Genomic DNA, 13,791 nt, shown 5'->3' on the forward strand with positions numbered 1-13,791 from the left:
GGGCAGGATGCTCCAACAGCCCGGCCCTTTACCCGGATGCGCAAAAGCGCCTAACGGCGTTGGACGATGCCGATGCCTGCCCAGCCCGATCTCGCCAGCCTGTCGCTCGCCGAGATCGCACGGCTGGCCGACGCGCAGAAGCTGCCTCCCGTCGCCAGCTGGAACCCCGCGCATTGCGGGCATAGCGACATGCGCATCGCGCGCGACGGCACCTGGTTTCACCAGGGCTCGCCGATCGGCCGGCCGGCGATGGTGCGCCTCTTCTCGACCATCCTGCGCCGCGAGCCCGACGGCAGCCATGTCCTGGTCACGCCGGTCGAGAAGCTCGACATCGATGTCGAGGACGCGCCCTTCGTCGCGGTCGAGATGAAGGTCGAGGGCGAAGGCGCCGGCGCCGAGATCGCGTTCCGCCTCAACACCGGCGACCTCGTCCCCGCCGGACCGGGCCACGAAATCCGCTTCGAGGAACATGCCGACGGCCCGCATCCCTATCTCCAGGTGCGCGACGGGCTCGAGGCGCTGATCGCCCGGCCCGTCTATTACGAGATCGCCGCGCTCGCGCTCGACAATGGCTCCCACCCGCCCGGCATCTGGAGCCGCGGCGCCTTCTTCCCGGTCGCGCCGGCATGACGCTCGCCGCCAGGTCACTTGCCGAACGCCTGCGCGCCGCGCTCGCCGCCGAGCATGACGAGGCGCCGGTGCTGCTCGCCGGCGACCTGCGCGACGACTCCGCGGCGGCCGACGGCGTGCCCACCCCCGCCGCGGTGCTGGTCGCCGTCACCGATCGCGCCGCGCCGGGGGTGATCCTGACTCAGCGTACCGATTCGCTGCGCCGCCACGCCGGCCAGGTCGCCTTCCCCGGCGGCCGCATCGACGCCGCCGATGCCGACGCGACGGCCGCGGCGCTGCGCGAGGCGCATGAGGAGATCGGCCTCGCGCCCGACGCGGTCGAGCTGGTCGGCCTCGCCGACCGCTACCGCACGATCACCGGGTTCGAGGTCCAGCCCGTGGTCGGCGTGATCGCCCCCGACCTCGACTTCGTCCCCCAGCCCGAGGAAGTCGCCGCGGTGTTCGAGGTGCCGCTCGATTTCGTGCTCGACCCGGCCAACCATGTCGAGACCAGCGTCGAGTGGCAGGGTCGCGACCGGCATTATTTCGAGATCGCCTGGCAGGGCCATCGCATCTGGGGCGCGACCGCGGCGATGCTCGTCAACCTGTCGCGGCGGCTGCGATGGACCCCATGAGCCTGCCCGACGCACCGTGGCGGCACCGCCCCGGGCTCGATCGCCTCGCCGCGGCGCTGGGACCGGGCACCGCGCGCTATGTCGGCGGCGCGGTGCGCGACACGTTGCTCGGGATCGGCGTCACCGATCTCGACATCGCCACGACTCATTCCCCCGATCGCGTCGTCGAGCTGCTGCAGGGCGCGGGGATCAAGGTGATCCCCACCGGCATCGCCCACGGCACCGTCACCGCGGTGAGCAGCGGCACCGTGGTCGAGGTCACCACCCTGCGCCGCGACGTCTCGACCGACGGCCGCCGCGCCACCGTCGCGTTCACCGACGACTGGCGCGAGGACGCGGCGCGGCGCGACTTCACGATCAACGCGCTCTACGCCGATCCCGCGAGCGGCGAGCTGTTCGACTATTTCGGTGGGCTCGCCGACCTAGACGCGCGGCACATCCGCTTCATCGGCGATCCGTTGCAGCGCATCGCCGAGGATCACCTGCGCATCCTGCGCTTCTTCCGCTTCCTCGCCCGCTTCGGCGACACGCCCGATCCTGCGGCGCTCGAGGCCTGCACCGCGCGCGCGAACGACCTCATGGCCTTGTCGCGTGAGCGCATCCGCGACGAACTGCTCAAGCTGCTCGTCGCCGTGGACGCCGTGCGCGTGATGCGGCTGATGGTCGAGCGGGCGATCCTGAAGCCAGTGCTGCCCGAGATCGACCTCGCCGGCGTCGAACGCCTCGCCGCGCTCGTCGCGCGGGAGACGGAGGCGGGCCTGCCCCCCGCCCCGATCCGCCGCCTCGCCGCGGTGCTCCCGCCCGACATTGCGCTAAACGACGCGGCGGGCGCACGGCTCAAGCTTTCCAACGCCGAGCGCCAGGCGCTGGCGAGCGCAATCCGGCCCGATCTGGCCGAGGGACCGCTGCCGCTCGCCTATCGCCTCGGCCCCGAGCGCGCCGCCGACCGGCTGCTGCTCGCGGGCGACGCGGCCGGCGCGCGCGATGCGGCCGGCTGGGCGCCGCCGCGCCTCCCGCTCACCGGCGGCGCATTGATCGAACGCGGTCTGTCGAAGGGGCCCGAGGTCGCCAGGGCGTTGCGCCGGATCGAGGACCGCTGGATCGCCGAGGGCTTCCCCGACGCGGCGCGCGTCGCTCAGCTCGCCGACGCGGTGGTCGCCGAATTGCTGTCCGGCGGGTGAAGACGTCAGGTAAAGCCGCCCTCATCTGACGTTAGTCGTTCCCGCGAAGGCGGGAATGACGGTTAGACGCTGTTACGCTCGCGAATCGGGTCTCCACTGTCGCGCGACAGCAGCGCATAGGCGTCGTCGGGCGCCAGCGGGCGCGCATAGAGATAGCCCTGGCCATAGGTGCAGCCGAGCGCGGCGAGCGTCTGGCCCAGCTCGTTGGTCTCGACGCCCTCGGCCGTGGTCCGCATCCCCAGCGCCTGCGCCAGGCTCAGGATCGCGCGGACGATCGCGATCTTGTCGCGGTCGGCGAGCATGCCGGTGACGAAGCTGCGGTCGATCTTGAGTACGTCGATCGGCAGCTTCTGGAGATAGGCGAGGTTCGAATAGCCGGTGCCGAAATCGTCCATCGCCAGCGTCGTGCCGAGCGCCTTCAGCGCCTGCATCGTCCGCGCGATGTGGTCGGGATCGGTGACCAGCGCGCTCTCGGTCAGCTCGAGCGTGATGCGGCGTCCGTCGATCGCGTTGGCGGCGAGCGCGGCCTCGACCATCGGCGCGATCTGGTCGCGCTGCAGCTGGATCGCCGACAGGTTGACCGCGACGTTGACCCCGCAATCGCCGCCGGCGGCCGCGTCCCATGTCGCGACCGTGCGCGCCGCTTCGTGCATCGCCCAGCGCCCGAGCGGGACGATCAGTCCCGATTCCTCGGCGACCGGGATGAAGTCGCTCGGCGGCACCACCTTCCCGCCCTCGGTGGTCCAGCGCGCGAGCGCTTCGAACGAGACGATGCGTCCGGTGGCGAGATCGCAGATCGGCTGGAAGTTGAGCGACAGCGCGCCATTGTCGATCGCGCGCCGCAGCTCGGTCTCGATGCTGAATTGCTGGCGCGCGAGATCGAATTGCTGGCTCTGGTAGATTTCGGTGCGCCCGCTCTTCTTCGCGCGCTTCATCGCGAACTGCGCGTGGCGGATCAGGTCCTCGGCGTCGTCGACCGTCTCGTCGCCCACCGCGATGCCGATCGAGCAATCGACCCGGATCTCGAAGTCGGACAGGCGGAACGGCGTGGTCAACGCGTTCTGGATGCGCTTGGCGACGTGGAGCGCATCGCTCGCGCCCTCGTCCAGCGCGAGCTGGATCGCGAACTCGTCGCCGCCGGTGCGCGCCAGCACGTCGTGCGCGCGCAGCGCGCCCTTCACGCGCCGCGCGACGGAGATCAGCAGCTCGTCACCCGACAGGCCGCCGAGGCACGCGTTGACGCGGCTGAACCGGTCGAGGTTGATGACCAGCACCGCGAAACTGCCCACCCCGCCGCGCGCGATCTCTTCCTCCAGCCGCTCGGCGAAGCCGGCGCGGTTGGGCAGGCCGGTCAGGCTGTCGCTCAGCATCTCGCGCCGCAGGCTGCGCTCGGTGCGAAGCTCGGACGTATGGTCGATCAGCGTCACCAGGCAGCGCCCGCTCGCCTTCTCGGCCGGGCGCCGCGCGAGCTTGACGCGGAAGCAGCGGCAATCGACCGCGTCGCCCAGCTCCCAGTTCATCTCCTGCTCGGTCGCGTCGGACTGGACGAAGGCGATGATCTTGTCGCCCAGCAGGCGGATCAGCGGCGACTGGTCGGCGACCGTGCCTAGCCCGGCGATGCGGAACGGCCGGTTGACCGCCTCGAACGCGAAGCGGCCTTCCTTCCATTCGACCACCGCGGCGGGGACGGGGAGCATGTTCAGCACTTGCGCCGCGCCGCTCGGGCCGAGGATGCGCGCGCCGTCGCCCTCGACCGGAGTCGGGGGGCTAACGGTCTTGTCCTTGCTTCGGCGGGACAGCAGCATCACTTTGCGGGGCTACCGCGATTTGGTTAAGAGCCGCTAAAGGCGCCTTCCAAAAAACATCCGATTCAGAACCGGTTGTCGCGCGGAAATCCGGTCGGCGGCAGCTGTCCGGCGGCGCCGCGCGCGGCGCGCCAGCGCATCAGGTCGGTCTCGGTCCGGGTGCGGCCCTGCTCGCCGCCCATCGTCCAGCTCAGGCCTTCGGCGAAGCGGAACGTGATCGCATCGCTGAGGCCGCCGTCGCGGTAGCGCTGGAGCTGCACGCCCTGCCCGCGCGCCAGCTCGGCGAGCTCGCTCATCGGGAACACCACCAGCTTGCGGTTGTCGCCGATCGCCGCGACATAATCGTCGTTCGGCTTGACCGGCTTCATCACCTTGAGCAACGCGCCGGGGCGCGGCGTCACCACCTGCTTGCCCTTGCGCGTCTCGGCGATCACGTCCTCGGTCTTGACCAGGAAGCCGCGCCCGTCGCTCGCCGCGACCAGCAATTTCTCCGCCGCGCTCGCCGGCAGCAGCCCGACGATCCCGGTCCCGCCGTCGAGGTCGATCATCAGCCGCACCGGCTCGCCGAAGCCGCGCCCGCCCGGCAGCCGGTCGCCCGCCAGCGTGTAGAAACGCCCATTGTCCGCGGCGAGCAGCAGCTTGTCGGTGGTCTGCGCGTGGAAGGCGAGGAACGGCCCGTCGCCTTCCTTGAACTTGAGCGTCTCGGCGCCGGCCAGCTCGACATGCCCCTTCATCGCGCGGATCCAGCCGCGCTGCGACAGGATCACCGTGATCGGCTCGCGCTCGATCATCGCCTCGAGCGGGATCTCGCGCGCCGGCGCCGCTTCCGCCACCAGCGTGCGCCGCGCGCCCAGCGCGGTCTCGGGGCCGTAGCGCTCGCGGATCTTGGCGAGGTCGCGCTTCATCCGCGTGCGCTGGCGCGCGTCGCTCGCCAGCAGCGCCTCGAGCTCGGCCTGCTCCTTGGCCAGCGCCTCGCGCTCCTTGCGCAGCTCCATCTCCTCGAGCTTGCGCAGCGCGCGCAGCCGCATGTTGAGGATCGCCTCGGCCTGGCGGTCGGTCAGCCCGAACTCTTCCATCATCACCGGCTTGGGCTCGTCCTCGGTGCGGATGATCTGGATCACCCGGTCGAGGTTGAGGAAGGCGATGATATAGCCGTCGAGCAGCTCCATCCGGTCGGCGATCTTCTGCAGCCGGTGCGTGGAGCGCCGCTGCAGCACGATGAACTGGTGGTCGACCCACGCCGACAGCGCCTGGCGCAGGCTCATCACCCGCGGCGTGCGGGTGTGATCGAGCACGTTGAGATTGAGCGGCACCCGCGTCTCGAGGTCGGACAGGCGGAACAGGCTCTCGATCAGCGTCTCGGGATCGACGGTGCGCGCGCGCGGCTCGAGCACGATGCGGATCTCGGCATCGGATTCGTCGCGCACGTCCGCCAGGATCGGCAGCTTCTTGTCGTTGATCAGGCTCGCGATCTGCTCGATCAGCTTGCCCTTCTGGATGCCGTAGGGGATCTCGCTGACGACGATCTGCCACGTCCCGCGCCCCTGGTCCTCCAGCGCCCATTTGGCGCGCACGCGGAAGCTGCCGCGCCCGGTGGCATAGGCTTCGGCGATCGCCGCGGGGCTGTCGACGACGATGCCGCCGGTCGGGAAGTCCGGTCCCTTGACCAGCTCCAGCACCGCCGCGTCCTCGGCCCTGGGCTGGTCGATCAGCAGGATCGCGGCGTCGATCAGCTCGGCGGCGTTGTGCGGCGGGATGCTCGTCGCCATGCCCACCGCGATGCCGCTCGCGCCATTGGCGAGCAGGTTGGGGAACAGCCCCGGGAACAGCTCGGGCTCGTTCTCCTCGCCGTTGTAGGTCGGCTTGAAGTCGACCGAATCCTCGTCGAGCCCGTCCATCAGGTCGATCGCGACCTGGGTCAGCCGCGCCTCGGTATAGCGATAGGCGGCGGCGTTATCGCCGTCGATATTGCCGAAATTGCCCTGCCCGTCGACCAGCGGGTAGCGCAGCGCGAACGTCTGCGCGAGGCGCACCATCGCGTCGTACACCGACTGGTCGCCATGCGGATGGTATTTGCCGATCACGTCGCCGACGACGCGCGCGCACTTCTTGTAGCCCTGGCTCGGGTCGAGCCGCAGCAGCCGCATCGCCCAGAGCAGCCGGCGGTGCACCGGCTTCAGCCCGTCGCGCACGTCCGGGAGCGAGCGCGCGGTGATCGTCGACATCGCGTAGACGAGGTAGCGTTCGGACAGCGCGCTATCGAAGGGGGCGTCGACAATCTGGTCGAAGGGATCGGAAAGGTCGGTGGACATTCGCGGGCGATAGCAGGGCGATCGCGGCCTTGCGAGAGGGGGTCACATGGGCTCGGGCCAATCGATACCTGGCATTCGTCAGCCGGAATCAATCCTCCCCCGCCAGAGGGAGGATCGACGAACCGGATGTCGATTGTTCCCTTACGCAGGCGGCGGCACCAGCGCGCCGTAAGGATCATCCCCCAGCGACGCCTTCACGTCGGCGAGCAGCCAGTCGCGAAAGGCGCGGATCTTGGGCAAGTTGCGCTTGTGCTCGGGATAGACCAGCCAGAAGCTGTTCTTGTAGTAGACCATTTGCGGGAGCACCTGCACCAGCCGCCCCTCGGCGATCGTCGACAGCCACATCGGCGGGGACAGCATCGCGAGGCCATGCCCGGCAACCGCGGCGTTGCCGATATGCACCTGCGACTGGAAGTCGACACCGGGCTGCGGCGCCACCTCAGCATCGCCGAACACCGATTCGAACCACAGCTCCCACCAGCTGTCGTCAGGCGACACGCGGGGCAGGCCGAGCAGGTCCGCGGGCGTGCGGATCGGCGGTTGCGCCGCGAGAAAGTCCGGGCTCGCCATCACCGTGAACGGCATGCGCATCAGGAAATGCGAGACCAGTCCCGGCCACGGCCCATGTGCGCCGCGAATCGCGACATCGGCATCGCTCGCGGCAAGGTCGATGATCGCGTCGGACACCAGCACGCGCACGGCGAGCTCGGGCCGCGCGACCTGAAAGCTGCCCAGCCGCCGCGCCAGCCAGTTGGTCGAGAAGGTGCCGGGCGCGGAGATCGTCATCACCGCCTCGTCCTCGGCGCGCGCGCTGGCGAACGCTTCCGACAGCCCGTCCAGCGCCGCGCTCACTTGCGGTGCGATGCGCTCTCCGGCGGAGGTCAGCACCACGCCGCGCCCGCTCTTGCGGAACAACGGGATGCCCAGCCGCTCCTCGAGCAGCTTCACCTGGTTGCTGACCGCCGCCTGGGTCATCCCCAGCTCCTCCGCGGCACGCGTGTAGTTGCCGCGCCGGGCGGCCGCCTCGAACACGCGGACGGCCGCCAGAGGGGGAAGCTTGCGCATGTCCACTCATAAGCACAGATGATGAATTGCGTCGATCCTTTTGTTGGTCCTGCGCAACGGTTGAGCCCATTTGGAGCGCACCGCAATCCGGCGGCCGAGTGGAGCAGAACGATGCGCAACGAATGGGACGACCGCTTCTGGGCGGAGAATCATCAGGTGCTGAGCGACGGGATCGATCGCGGACTGCGGCGCCTCCTGGACGTCGCGGTCAAGGCTGCGCGCCGCCTGAGCGCGTGGTTCGCGCCCGACAAGAGCGAAGAGGCGCGCAAGCGCAACTATTGCATCGGCTGATGCCGAGATTTCGTATCAACCATATGATTTCATGGAATATTTCTTCATTGATGAAATGTGGCGGAAAAGAGGCATTGCCGAACACCCTCTAATGTGATGTTCTATCACTGCACGACGAATCGTGCCTAGTGAGCGACGAACGGACATCTCTGGAGAGGAGCTACGCTATGCGGTGGGCATCAGGTTCGGCACTTCTGGTTCTGGCATCGGCGACCGCGGCGTGCGGTCCGGCAACCCAGAGCGAGCGCGAATCCGCATCCGAGCAGAGCTACGCGCCAAATGTGGCGCCGGCGCCCGCGGAGATGGCGGCGGACGTGGCCGGGGCCCCGGCCGGAGTCCGCGTCACCGCCGCGCCGGGCGTTGCTTTCAATTATCGATACGCGTTCAGCCTGCCCGCCGAGCGGATCGCCGCCGCGCAGGAGGAGCACGCCGCCGCGTGCGAGAAGCTCGGCGTCGCGCGCTGCCGCATCACCGGCATGCGCTACCAGCTGGCCGGCGAGGATCGGGTCCAGGCGATGCTGGCGTTCAAGCTCGACCCCACCCTCGCCCGCCAGTTCGGCAAGGAGGGCATCGCCGCGATCCAGAAGGCCGAGGGCACGCTGGTCGATGCCGAGATCACCGGCACCGATGCCGGCGCCGAGATCAACCGCCTCGCCGCCGAGCGCGCGCGCCTGAGCGAGGAGCTCGCCCGCATCGACCGCGAGCTCGCCCGCACCAATCTCCCAGCCAGCGAACGTGCCGAGCTGCAGACCCAGCGCGCCGAGATCGCCCAGCGGATCGAGGCGGGGCGCACCAGCAGCGGCGAGCAGCGCGAATCGCTCGCCAACACGCCGATGACGTTCGACTATCGTTCGGGCCGGGCGGTGCGCGGGTTCGACGCGGGCGCGCCGCTCACCAGCTCGCTCGACCTGCTCGCCGCCTCGGCGCAGGCGACGCTGGCCTTCGTACTCGGCGCGATCGCGGTGCTCGGCCCGCCGGCTCTGGTGGCGCTGATCGGCCTGCTCGTCTGGCGCCGCTTCCGCCCGCGGGTGCGCCGTCCCAAAGCGGCGGAGGTTGAGGCGGGAGTATGATGGATCCTCCCCCACCAGGGGGAGGATAGATATGCCGTCTTCCCCGAGCCCAACCTCCAATTGCGCCCAGGGCCTGCTTCCGTTATAGGCCCCGCGTTGAAGCCCCGGCGTCCGCGCGAACCCAAGCGCCGCCGGGGCACCGTGTTTCTGAAGGACCCCGCACGCCATGGCACGCCGCCGCCAGATCTACGAGGGCAAGGCCAAGATCCTCTACGAAGGCCCCGAACCCGGCACGCTGATCCAGTATTTCAAGGACGATGCGACCGCGTTCAACGCCCAGAAGAAGGGCACGATCAGCGGCAAGGGCGTGCTCAACAACCGCATCAGCGAGCACATCTTCACCCTGCTCGGCGGGATCGGCATCCCCACACACTTCATCCGCCGCCTCAACATGCGCGAGCAGCTGATCCGCCAGGTCGAGATCGTCCCGATCGAGGTGGTGGTGCGCAACGTCGTCGCCGGCTCGCTGTCGAAGAAGCTCGGGATCGAGGAGGGCACGCAGCTGCCGCGCACGATCATCGAATATTATTTCAAGGACGACGCGCTCGGCGACCCGATGGTCACCGACGAGCATATCCTGTGCTTCGGCTGGGCGAGCCAGGAAGAGCTGCACGACATGGCCGACATGGCGATCCGCGTGAACGATTTCATGTCGGGCCTGTTCGCCGGGATCGGCATCCGCCTGGTCGACTTCAAGCTCGAGTTCGGGCGGATCTGGGACAATGACTATGCCCGGATCATCCTGGCGGACGAGATCAGCCCGGACGGCTGCCGGCTGTGGGACATGGTCTCGGGCGAGAAGCTCGACAAGGACCGCTTCCGCCGCGACCTCGGCGGCGAGGTCGAGGCCTATCAGGAAGTCGCCCGCCGCCTGGGCCTGCTGCCCGAGGGCGCGGATTCGGCGGTGCTCGACCTCGAGACCCACCGCAAGCGCCGGGGCAAGTAAGGGCCGCTTCGCCTGATCAGCCGGCGGCGACTCGCTCGCTCGCCAGCTGAGCCAGCGCCGCGCTCAAATCCGCCTGGCGGAACGGCTTGGCGAGCTGCGGCAACCCGATGTCGAGATCGCCGCCGGCATAGCCGGTCACCACCAGCACCGGGATCGCCGGGTATCTCGCCTCGATCTCGGCGGCGAGCGCCGCGCCGTCCATGCGCGGCATCATATAGTCGGTCACGACGACGTCCGGGCGAAAGCCGTTGAACAGCTTCGCCAGCGCCTCGCCGCCGCTGCCGGCCTCGATCACCTCATGTCCCAGGTCGCGCAGCATCTCGGCCGTGCCGATCCGCACCAGCTCCTCGTCATCGACCAGCAGCACCGACAGCGCGCGGAACGCGTCCGGCTCCCTCGCCGCGGCCCGGCGCTCGGTGCCGCTGGCCCGGTTGTTGGCGACCGGAAGATACAGATCTACGCGCGTGCCCTCGCCCAGCGTGCTGCTCAAGTCGAACTTCCCGCCCAGCTGCGCCGCCAGGCCATGCACCATCGACAGGCCGAGGCCGGTGCCCTTGCCCAGCTCCTTCGTCGAGTAAAAGGGCTCGACCGCACGGGCGAGGGTCTGCGCGTCCATGCCGGTGCCGGTGTCGATCACCGAAAGGCGGAGAAAGGCGGGCGTCGCGCCGACGTCCGCCACCGGCTCGATCGCCAGCCGCAACGTCCCGCCGCCCGGCATCGCGTCGCGCGCGTTCACGCACAGGTTGAGGATCGCCAGCTCGAGCTGGTTGGGATCGGCCAGCGCCGATGGCAGTCCCGCCGGCGCATCGATATCGAGCTCGACGCTCGGGCCGATCGAGCTGCCGATCAGATCGCGCATCCCCTCGACCAGCGCCGCGAGATCGACCGGGCGCGTCTCCAGCGCCTGCCGCCGCGCGAAGCCGAGCAGCCGTTGCACCAGCGTCTTCGCGCGCTCGGCCGACTGCAGCGCCCCCTCGATCAGCCGCGTCGAGCGCTGGTCGTCGGCATAGCGCCGCCCGAGCAGGTCGAGCGCACCGGTGATCGGCGTGAGCAGATTGTTGAAGTCGTGCGCGACGCCGCCGGTCAGTTGGCCGATCGTTTCCAGCTTCTGCGCCTCATGCAGCTGCGCGAGCGCATCCTCGCGCTCGCTCACGGCATCGGCGACGCGGCGCTCGAGCGTCTCGTTGAGCTCATGCAGCGCCACCGCGGCGCGGGTCCGCTCGGTCACATCCTGGAAGATGACCGCGACCTCGCGCCGCTCGGCCGGCTCGACGCGGAACGCGGCGAGCTCGAGATGGCGGCCGGTCGCCTCCAGCTCGCGATGGAAACGGATCGGCTCGCCCGAGAGGAGCACGTCGCGATAGAGCTCGACCCAGCCTTCCGCTTCGTCGGGCACCATTTCGCGGACTCGCTGGCCGACCACGCCGGCAATCCCCGCATGGCGTTCATAGGCCGGGTTGGCCTGGACATGGACATAGTCGGACAGCGGGCCATGCGGGCCGTCGAGGAATTCGATGACGCAGAACCCTTCGTCCATCGTCTCGAACAGCGTCCGAAAGCGGGCCTCGCTCTCGCGCAGGTCGATCAGCCGGGCGCGGGCATCATATTGCCGCCGCCGTGCCCGCAGTGCCGATCGCGCGAGGCTGACCAATGTCGTGGGATGGAACGGCCGTTCGAGGAAGGTGACGTTGCCGAGCACCTCCAGATGGCGCGCCGCCGCCGGATTGCGCTCCAGCCCGCCGCCGCGCGTGGTGAGCAGGATGAAGGGGATATCCGACCATTCCTCCTGGTCCGCGATCCACGCCGACAGTGGATGCAGATCGGCGCTGGCGATCGCCTCCTCGGTCACCACGATGAACGCGGCACCCTCGTCGAGCTGGTCGATCAGCGCCGCCAGCGACGAACAGGCTTCCGCTTCGAGCCCCGTCTCGCGCAGCATCGCGACCGCGATCGTTGCGTCGCGCCCGCGCGGCGCGAGGATCAGCGCGCGTTCGGAGACCGTCGTCCGCTTCACGCGTCCTCGCGCTTCAGCAGCTCCACGTCCCCGACGATCGTCGGCACACCGCGCAACACGCCCTGCAGATTGTCGAGCGGCTTGCCGAGCGTGACGCCCCGGCCGCCGATCTGATATTCGCGGATCGAATGTTCGTGCATGCCGGTGCGCTTCTTGATCACCGAGATCGCGCGCCGGACGCGGCCGAGCGCCTCGAAATAACGCAGCAGCACCACCGTATCGGCGAGATAGGTGAGATCGACCGGCGACTTCATGTCGCCGACCAGGCCGTGCTGCGCGACCGTGAGGAAGGTCGTCGCGCCCTGGCGGTTCAGATATTGGAGCAGCTCGTGCATGTGCAGCACGAGGGCGTTTTCGCCCGGCATCGCTGCCTGATAGCCGTTGAGGCTGTCGATCGCGACGGTGCGCGCGCCGTTCGTCTCGACGCAGACGCGCACGCGTTCGGAGAACTCGCCCGGCGTCAGCTCGGCGGCATCGACTTGTTCGAGCACGAGCTTGTCCTGCTCGATCATCGCCTGAAGATCGATCCCCAGCCCCCTGGCTCGCCGGATCAACAGCTCGCGCTCCTCATCGAAGATGAACATCGCCGCCTTCTCGCCGCGCTCGATCGCGGTCTTGATGAAGGTGAGCACAAGCAACGACTTGCCCGTACCGGCCGGCCCCAGCACGAGCAGGCTCGACCCTCGATCGACGCCGCCGCCGAGCAATGCGTTGAGTTCGTCGGAGTCGGTCGACAGCAGCTGCGGATCGAAGCCGGTCCGATGCTCGGCGGAAACGAGGCGCGGGAACACGTGTATGCCGCCGGTGTGGATCGCGAAGTCGTGATGGCCGCCGCGGAACCGCCGGCCGCGATATTTGATCACGCGCAGCCGGCGGCGCTCGGCCCCATATTCGGGGGCGAGTTCCTCCAGCCGGATCACCCCGTGCGCGACCGAGTGCACGGTCTTGTCGTTGACGTCGGTGGTGAGGTCGTCGAGCATCAGCACCGTCGCACGGCTGCCCGCGAAATAATGTTTGAGCGCCAGGATCTGGCGGCGATAGCGCAGCGAGCTCTGCGCCAGCAGGCGGATTTCGGACAGGCTGTCGAGCACGACGCGATCCGGCTTCACGCGCTCGAACGCCTCGAAGATGCGCTTGGTCGTCTCGCCCAGCTCGAGATCCGAGGAATAGAGCAGGCTCTGCTGCTGATCCTCGTCGAGCAGGTTTTCGGGCGGGATCAGTTCATAGACTTCGATGCCTTCGAGCGACAGGCCGTGCGATGCGGCGGAGCTGCGCAGCTCGTCCTCGGTTTCGGAAAGCGTCACGTAGAGGCAGCGTTCGCCGGCCTCGGCACCGGCGATCAGGAACTGCAGCGCGATCGTCGTCTTGCCGGTGCCGGGGCTACCCTCGACGAGGAAGGTGCGGCTCCGCTCGAGACCTCCGCCCGTCACATCGTCCAGCCCCGCGATGCCGAGGCGCGCATCGTTCGACGTAGTCAGACTCATTGCATCTTTCTCCAGCAGGCATGCGATAATGACCGGTTATCGCAGGCTTTCTGGAGCTATCAGCGCTTTTGCGCGAAATTTGTTTCGGCTTCTGAACAATTTTGGCGAGCCCGCCGGGCGGACCGCCACGCGCCTCGCCGCCGGTTCGGGTCGGCTGGCCGACGCAAGCCATCGGCCCCCTATCCCCTCGCCTTCATCCCCGCGATGATCCCGAACACGAACGAGCAGATCAGCGCCAGCGTCGTCATCCCGCCGGGATCGGTCCAGTGGAAATAGTCGCGGCCGAACGCCACCAGCACGACGAACATCACGATCGCCAGAAACGCCATTTTACGCACTCCCCCGCGTCGGCGCCCCCATGGCCGCGACTCGGCGGAGC

General features: G+C 68.9%; 12 protein-coding genes. 6 read left to right on the forward strand and 6 right to left on the reverse strand.

Features of this window, described 5'->3' with window-relative positions; genetic code table 11:
- Positions 1–66 precede the first annotated feature (66 nt).
- Genes ABDV68_RS03560 through ABDV68_RS03570 form a run of 3 tightly spaced genes read left to right on the forward strand, consistent with a single transcriptional unit; the run spans position 67 to position 2,425 of the window.
- A complete protein-coding gene (locus tag ABDV68_RS03560) occupies positions 67–630 on the forward strand; it encodes a DUF1285 domain-containing protein (protein ID WP_343518277.1) in 564 nt (187 codons plus the stop codon).
- A complete protein-coding gene (locus ABDV68_RS03565) occupies positions 627–1,244 on the forward strand; it encodes a CoA pyrophosphatase (RefSeq protein ID WP_343518278.1) in 618 nt (205 codons plus the stop codon). The genes ABDV68_RS03560 and ABDV68_RS03565 overlap by 4 nt, the downstream gene beginning before the upstream one ends.
- Positions 1,241–2,425, forward strand: coding sequence for a CCA tRNA nucleotidyltransferase (locus ABDV68_RS03570; RefSeq protein ID WP_343518303.1), 1,185 nt, complete (start codon positions 1,241–1,243; stop codon positions 2,423–2,425). Before ABDV68_RS03565 ends, ABDV68_RS03570 begins: the two co-directional genes overlap by 4 nt.
- 62 nt (positions 2,426–2,487) lie before the next feature.
- Here the strand turns inward: ABDV68_RS03570 and ABDV68_RS03575 are convergent, their stop codons facing one another.
- From ABDV68_RS03575 to ABDV68_RS03585, 3 genes are all read right to left on the reverse strand, one after another.
- Positions 2,488–4,122: an EAL domain-containing protein gene (locus tag ABDV68_RS03575; protein WP_343518304.1), complete on the reverse strand. Its 1,635-nt coding sequence runs from the start codon at positions 4,120–4,122 to the stop codon at positions 2,488–2,490.
- A 173-nt stretch (positions 4,123–4,295) separates the two neighbouring features.
- Positions 4,296–6,542: a DNA topoisomerase IV subunit A gene (gene parC / locus ABDV68_RS03580; RefSeq protein ID WP_343518279.1), complete on the reverse strand. Its 2,247-nt coding sequence runs from the start codon at positions 6,540–6,542 to the stop codon at positions 4,296–4,298.
- 141 nt (positions 6,543–6,683) lie between these two features.
- Positions 6,684–7,607, reverse strand: coding sequence for a LysR substrate-binding domain-containing protein (locus tag ABDV68_RS03585; protein WP_343518280.1), 924 nt, complete (start codon positions 7,605–7,607; stop codon positions 6,684–6,686).
- 111 nt (positions 7,608–7,718) lie between these two features.
- On the opposite strand from ABDV68_RS03585, the gene ABDV68_RS03590 reads away from it, so the two are divergent.
- The 3 genes from ABDV68_RS03590 (at position 7,719) to purC (ending at position 9,914) form a co-directional block, all read left to right on the forward strand.
- On the forward strand, positions 7,719–7,898 hold the full coding sequence (locus ABDV68_RS03590) for a hypothetical protein (protein WP_343518281.1): 180 nt from the start codon (positions 7,719–7,721) through the stop codon (positions 7,896–7,898).
- 167 nt (positions 7,899–8,065) lie between these two features.
- Positions 8,066–8,968, forward strand: a complete 903-nt coding sequence (locus ABDV68_RS03595; protein WP_343518282.1) for a hypothetical protein — start codon at positions 8,066–8,068, stop codon at positions 8,966–8,968.
- 166 nt (positions 8,969–9,134) lie between these two features.
- The gene (purC, locus tag ABDV68_RS03600; RefSeq protein WP_343518283.1) at positions 9,135–9,914 is read left to right on the forward strand and encodes a phosphoribosylaminoimidazolesuccinocarboxamide synthase; all 780 of its coding nucleotides are present in this window, start codon (positions 9,135–9,137) and stop codon (positions 9,912–9,914) included.
- 16 nt (positions 9,915–9,930) lie between these two features.
- Here the strand turns inward: purC and ABDV68_RS03605 are convergent, their stop codons facing one another.
- From ABDV68_RS03605 to ABDV68_RS03615, 3 genes are all read right to left on the reverse strand, one after another.
- Positions 9,931–11,928, reverse strand: coding sequence for a response regulator (locus ABDV68_RS03605; RefSeq protein ID WP_343518284.1), 1,998 nt, complete (start codon positions 11,926–11,928; stop codon positions 9,931–9,933).
- Positions 11,925–13,412, reverse strand: coding sequence for an ATPase domain-containing protein (locus ABDV68_RS03610; protein WP_343518285.1), 1,488 nt, complete (start codon positions 13,410–13,412; stop codon positions 11,925–11,927). The genes ABDV68_RS03605 and ABDV68_RS03610 overlap by 4 nt, the downstream gene beginning before the upstream one ends.
- A gap of 179 nt (positions 13,413–13,591) precedes the next feature.
- Positions 13,592–13,741 carry a hypothetical protein gene (locus ABDV68_RS03615; RefSeq protein ID WP_343518286.1) on the reverse strand — a complete coding sequence of 50 codons (150 nt, stop codon included), beginning with the start codon at positions 13,739–13,741 and terminating at the stop codon, positions 13,592–13,594.
- Positions 13,742–13,791: the final 50 nt, after the last annotated feature.

Source organism: Sphingomonas sp. (assembly GCF_039595165.1).
Lineage (GTDB): Bacteria > Pseudomonadota > Alphaproteobacteria > Sphingomonadales > Sphingomonadaceae > Sphingomonas.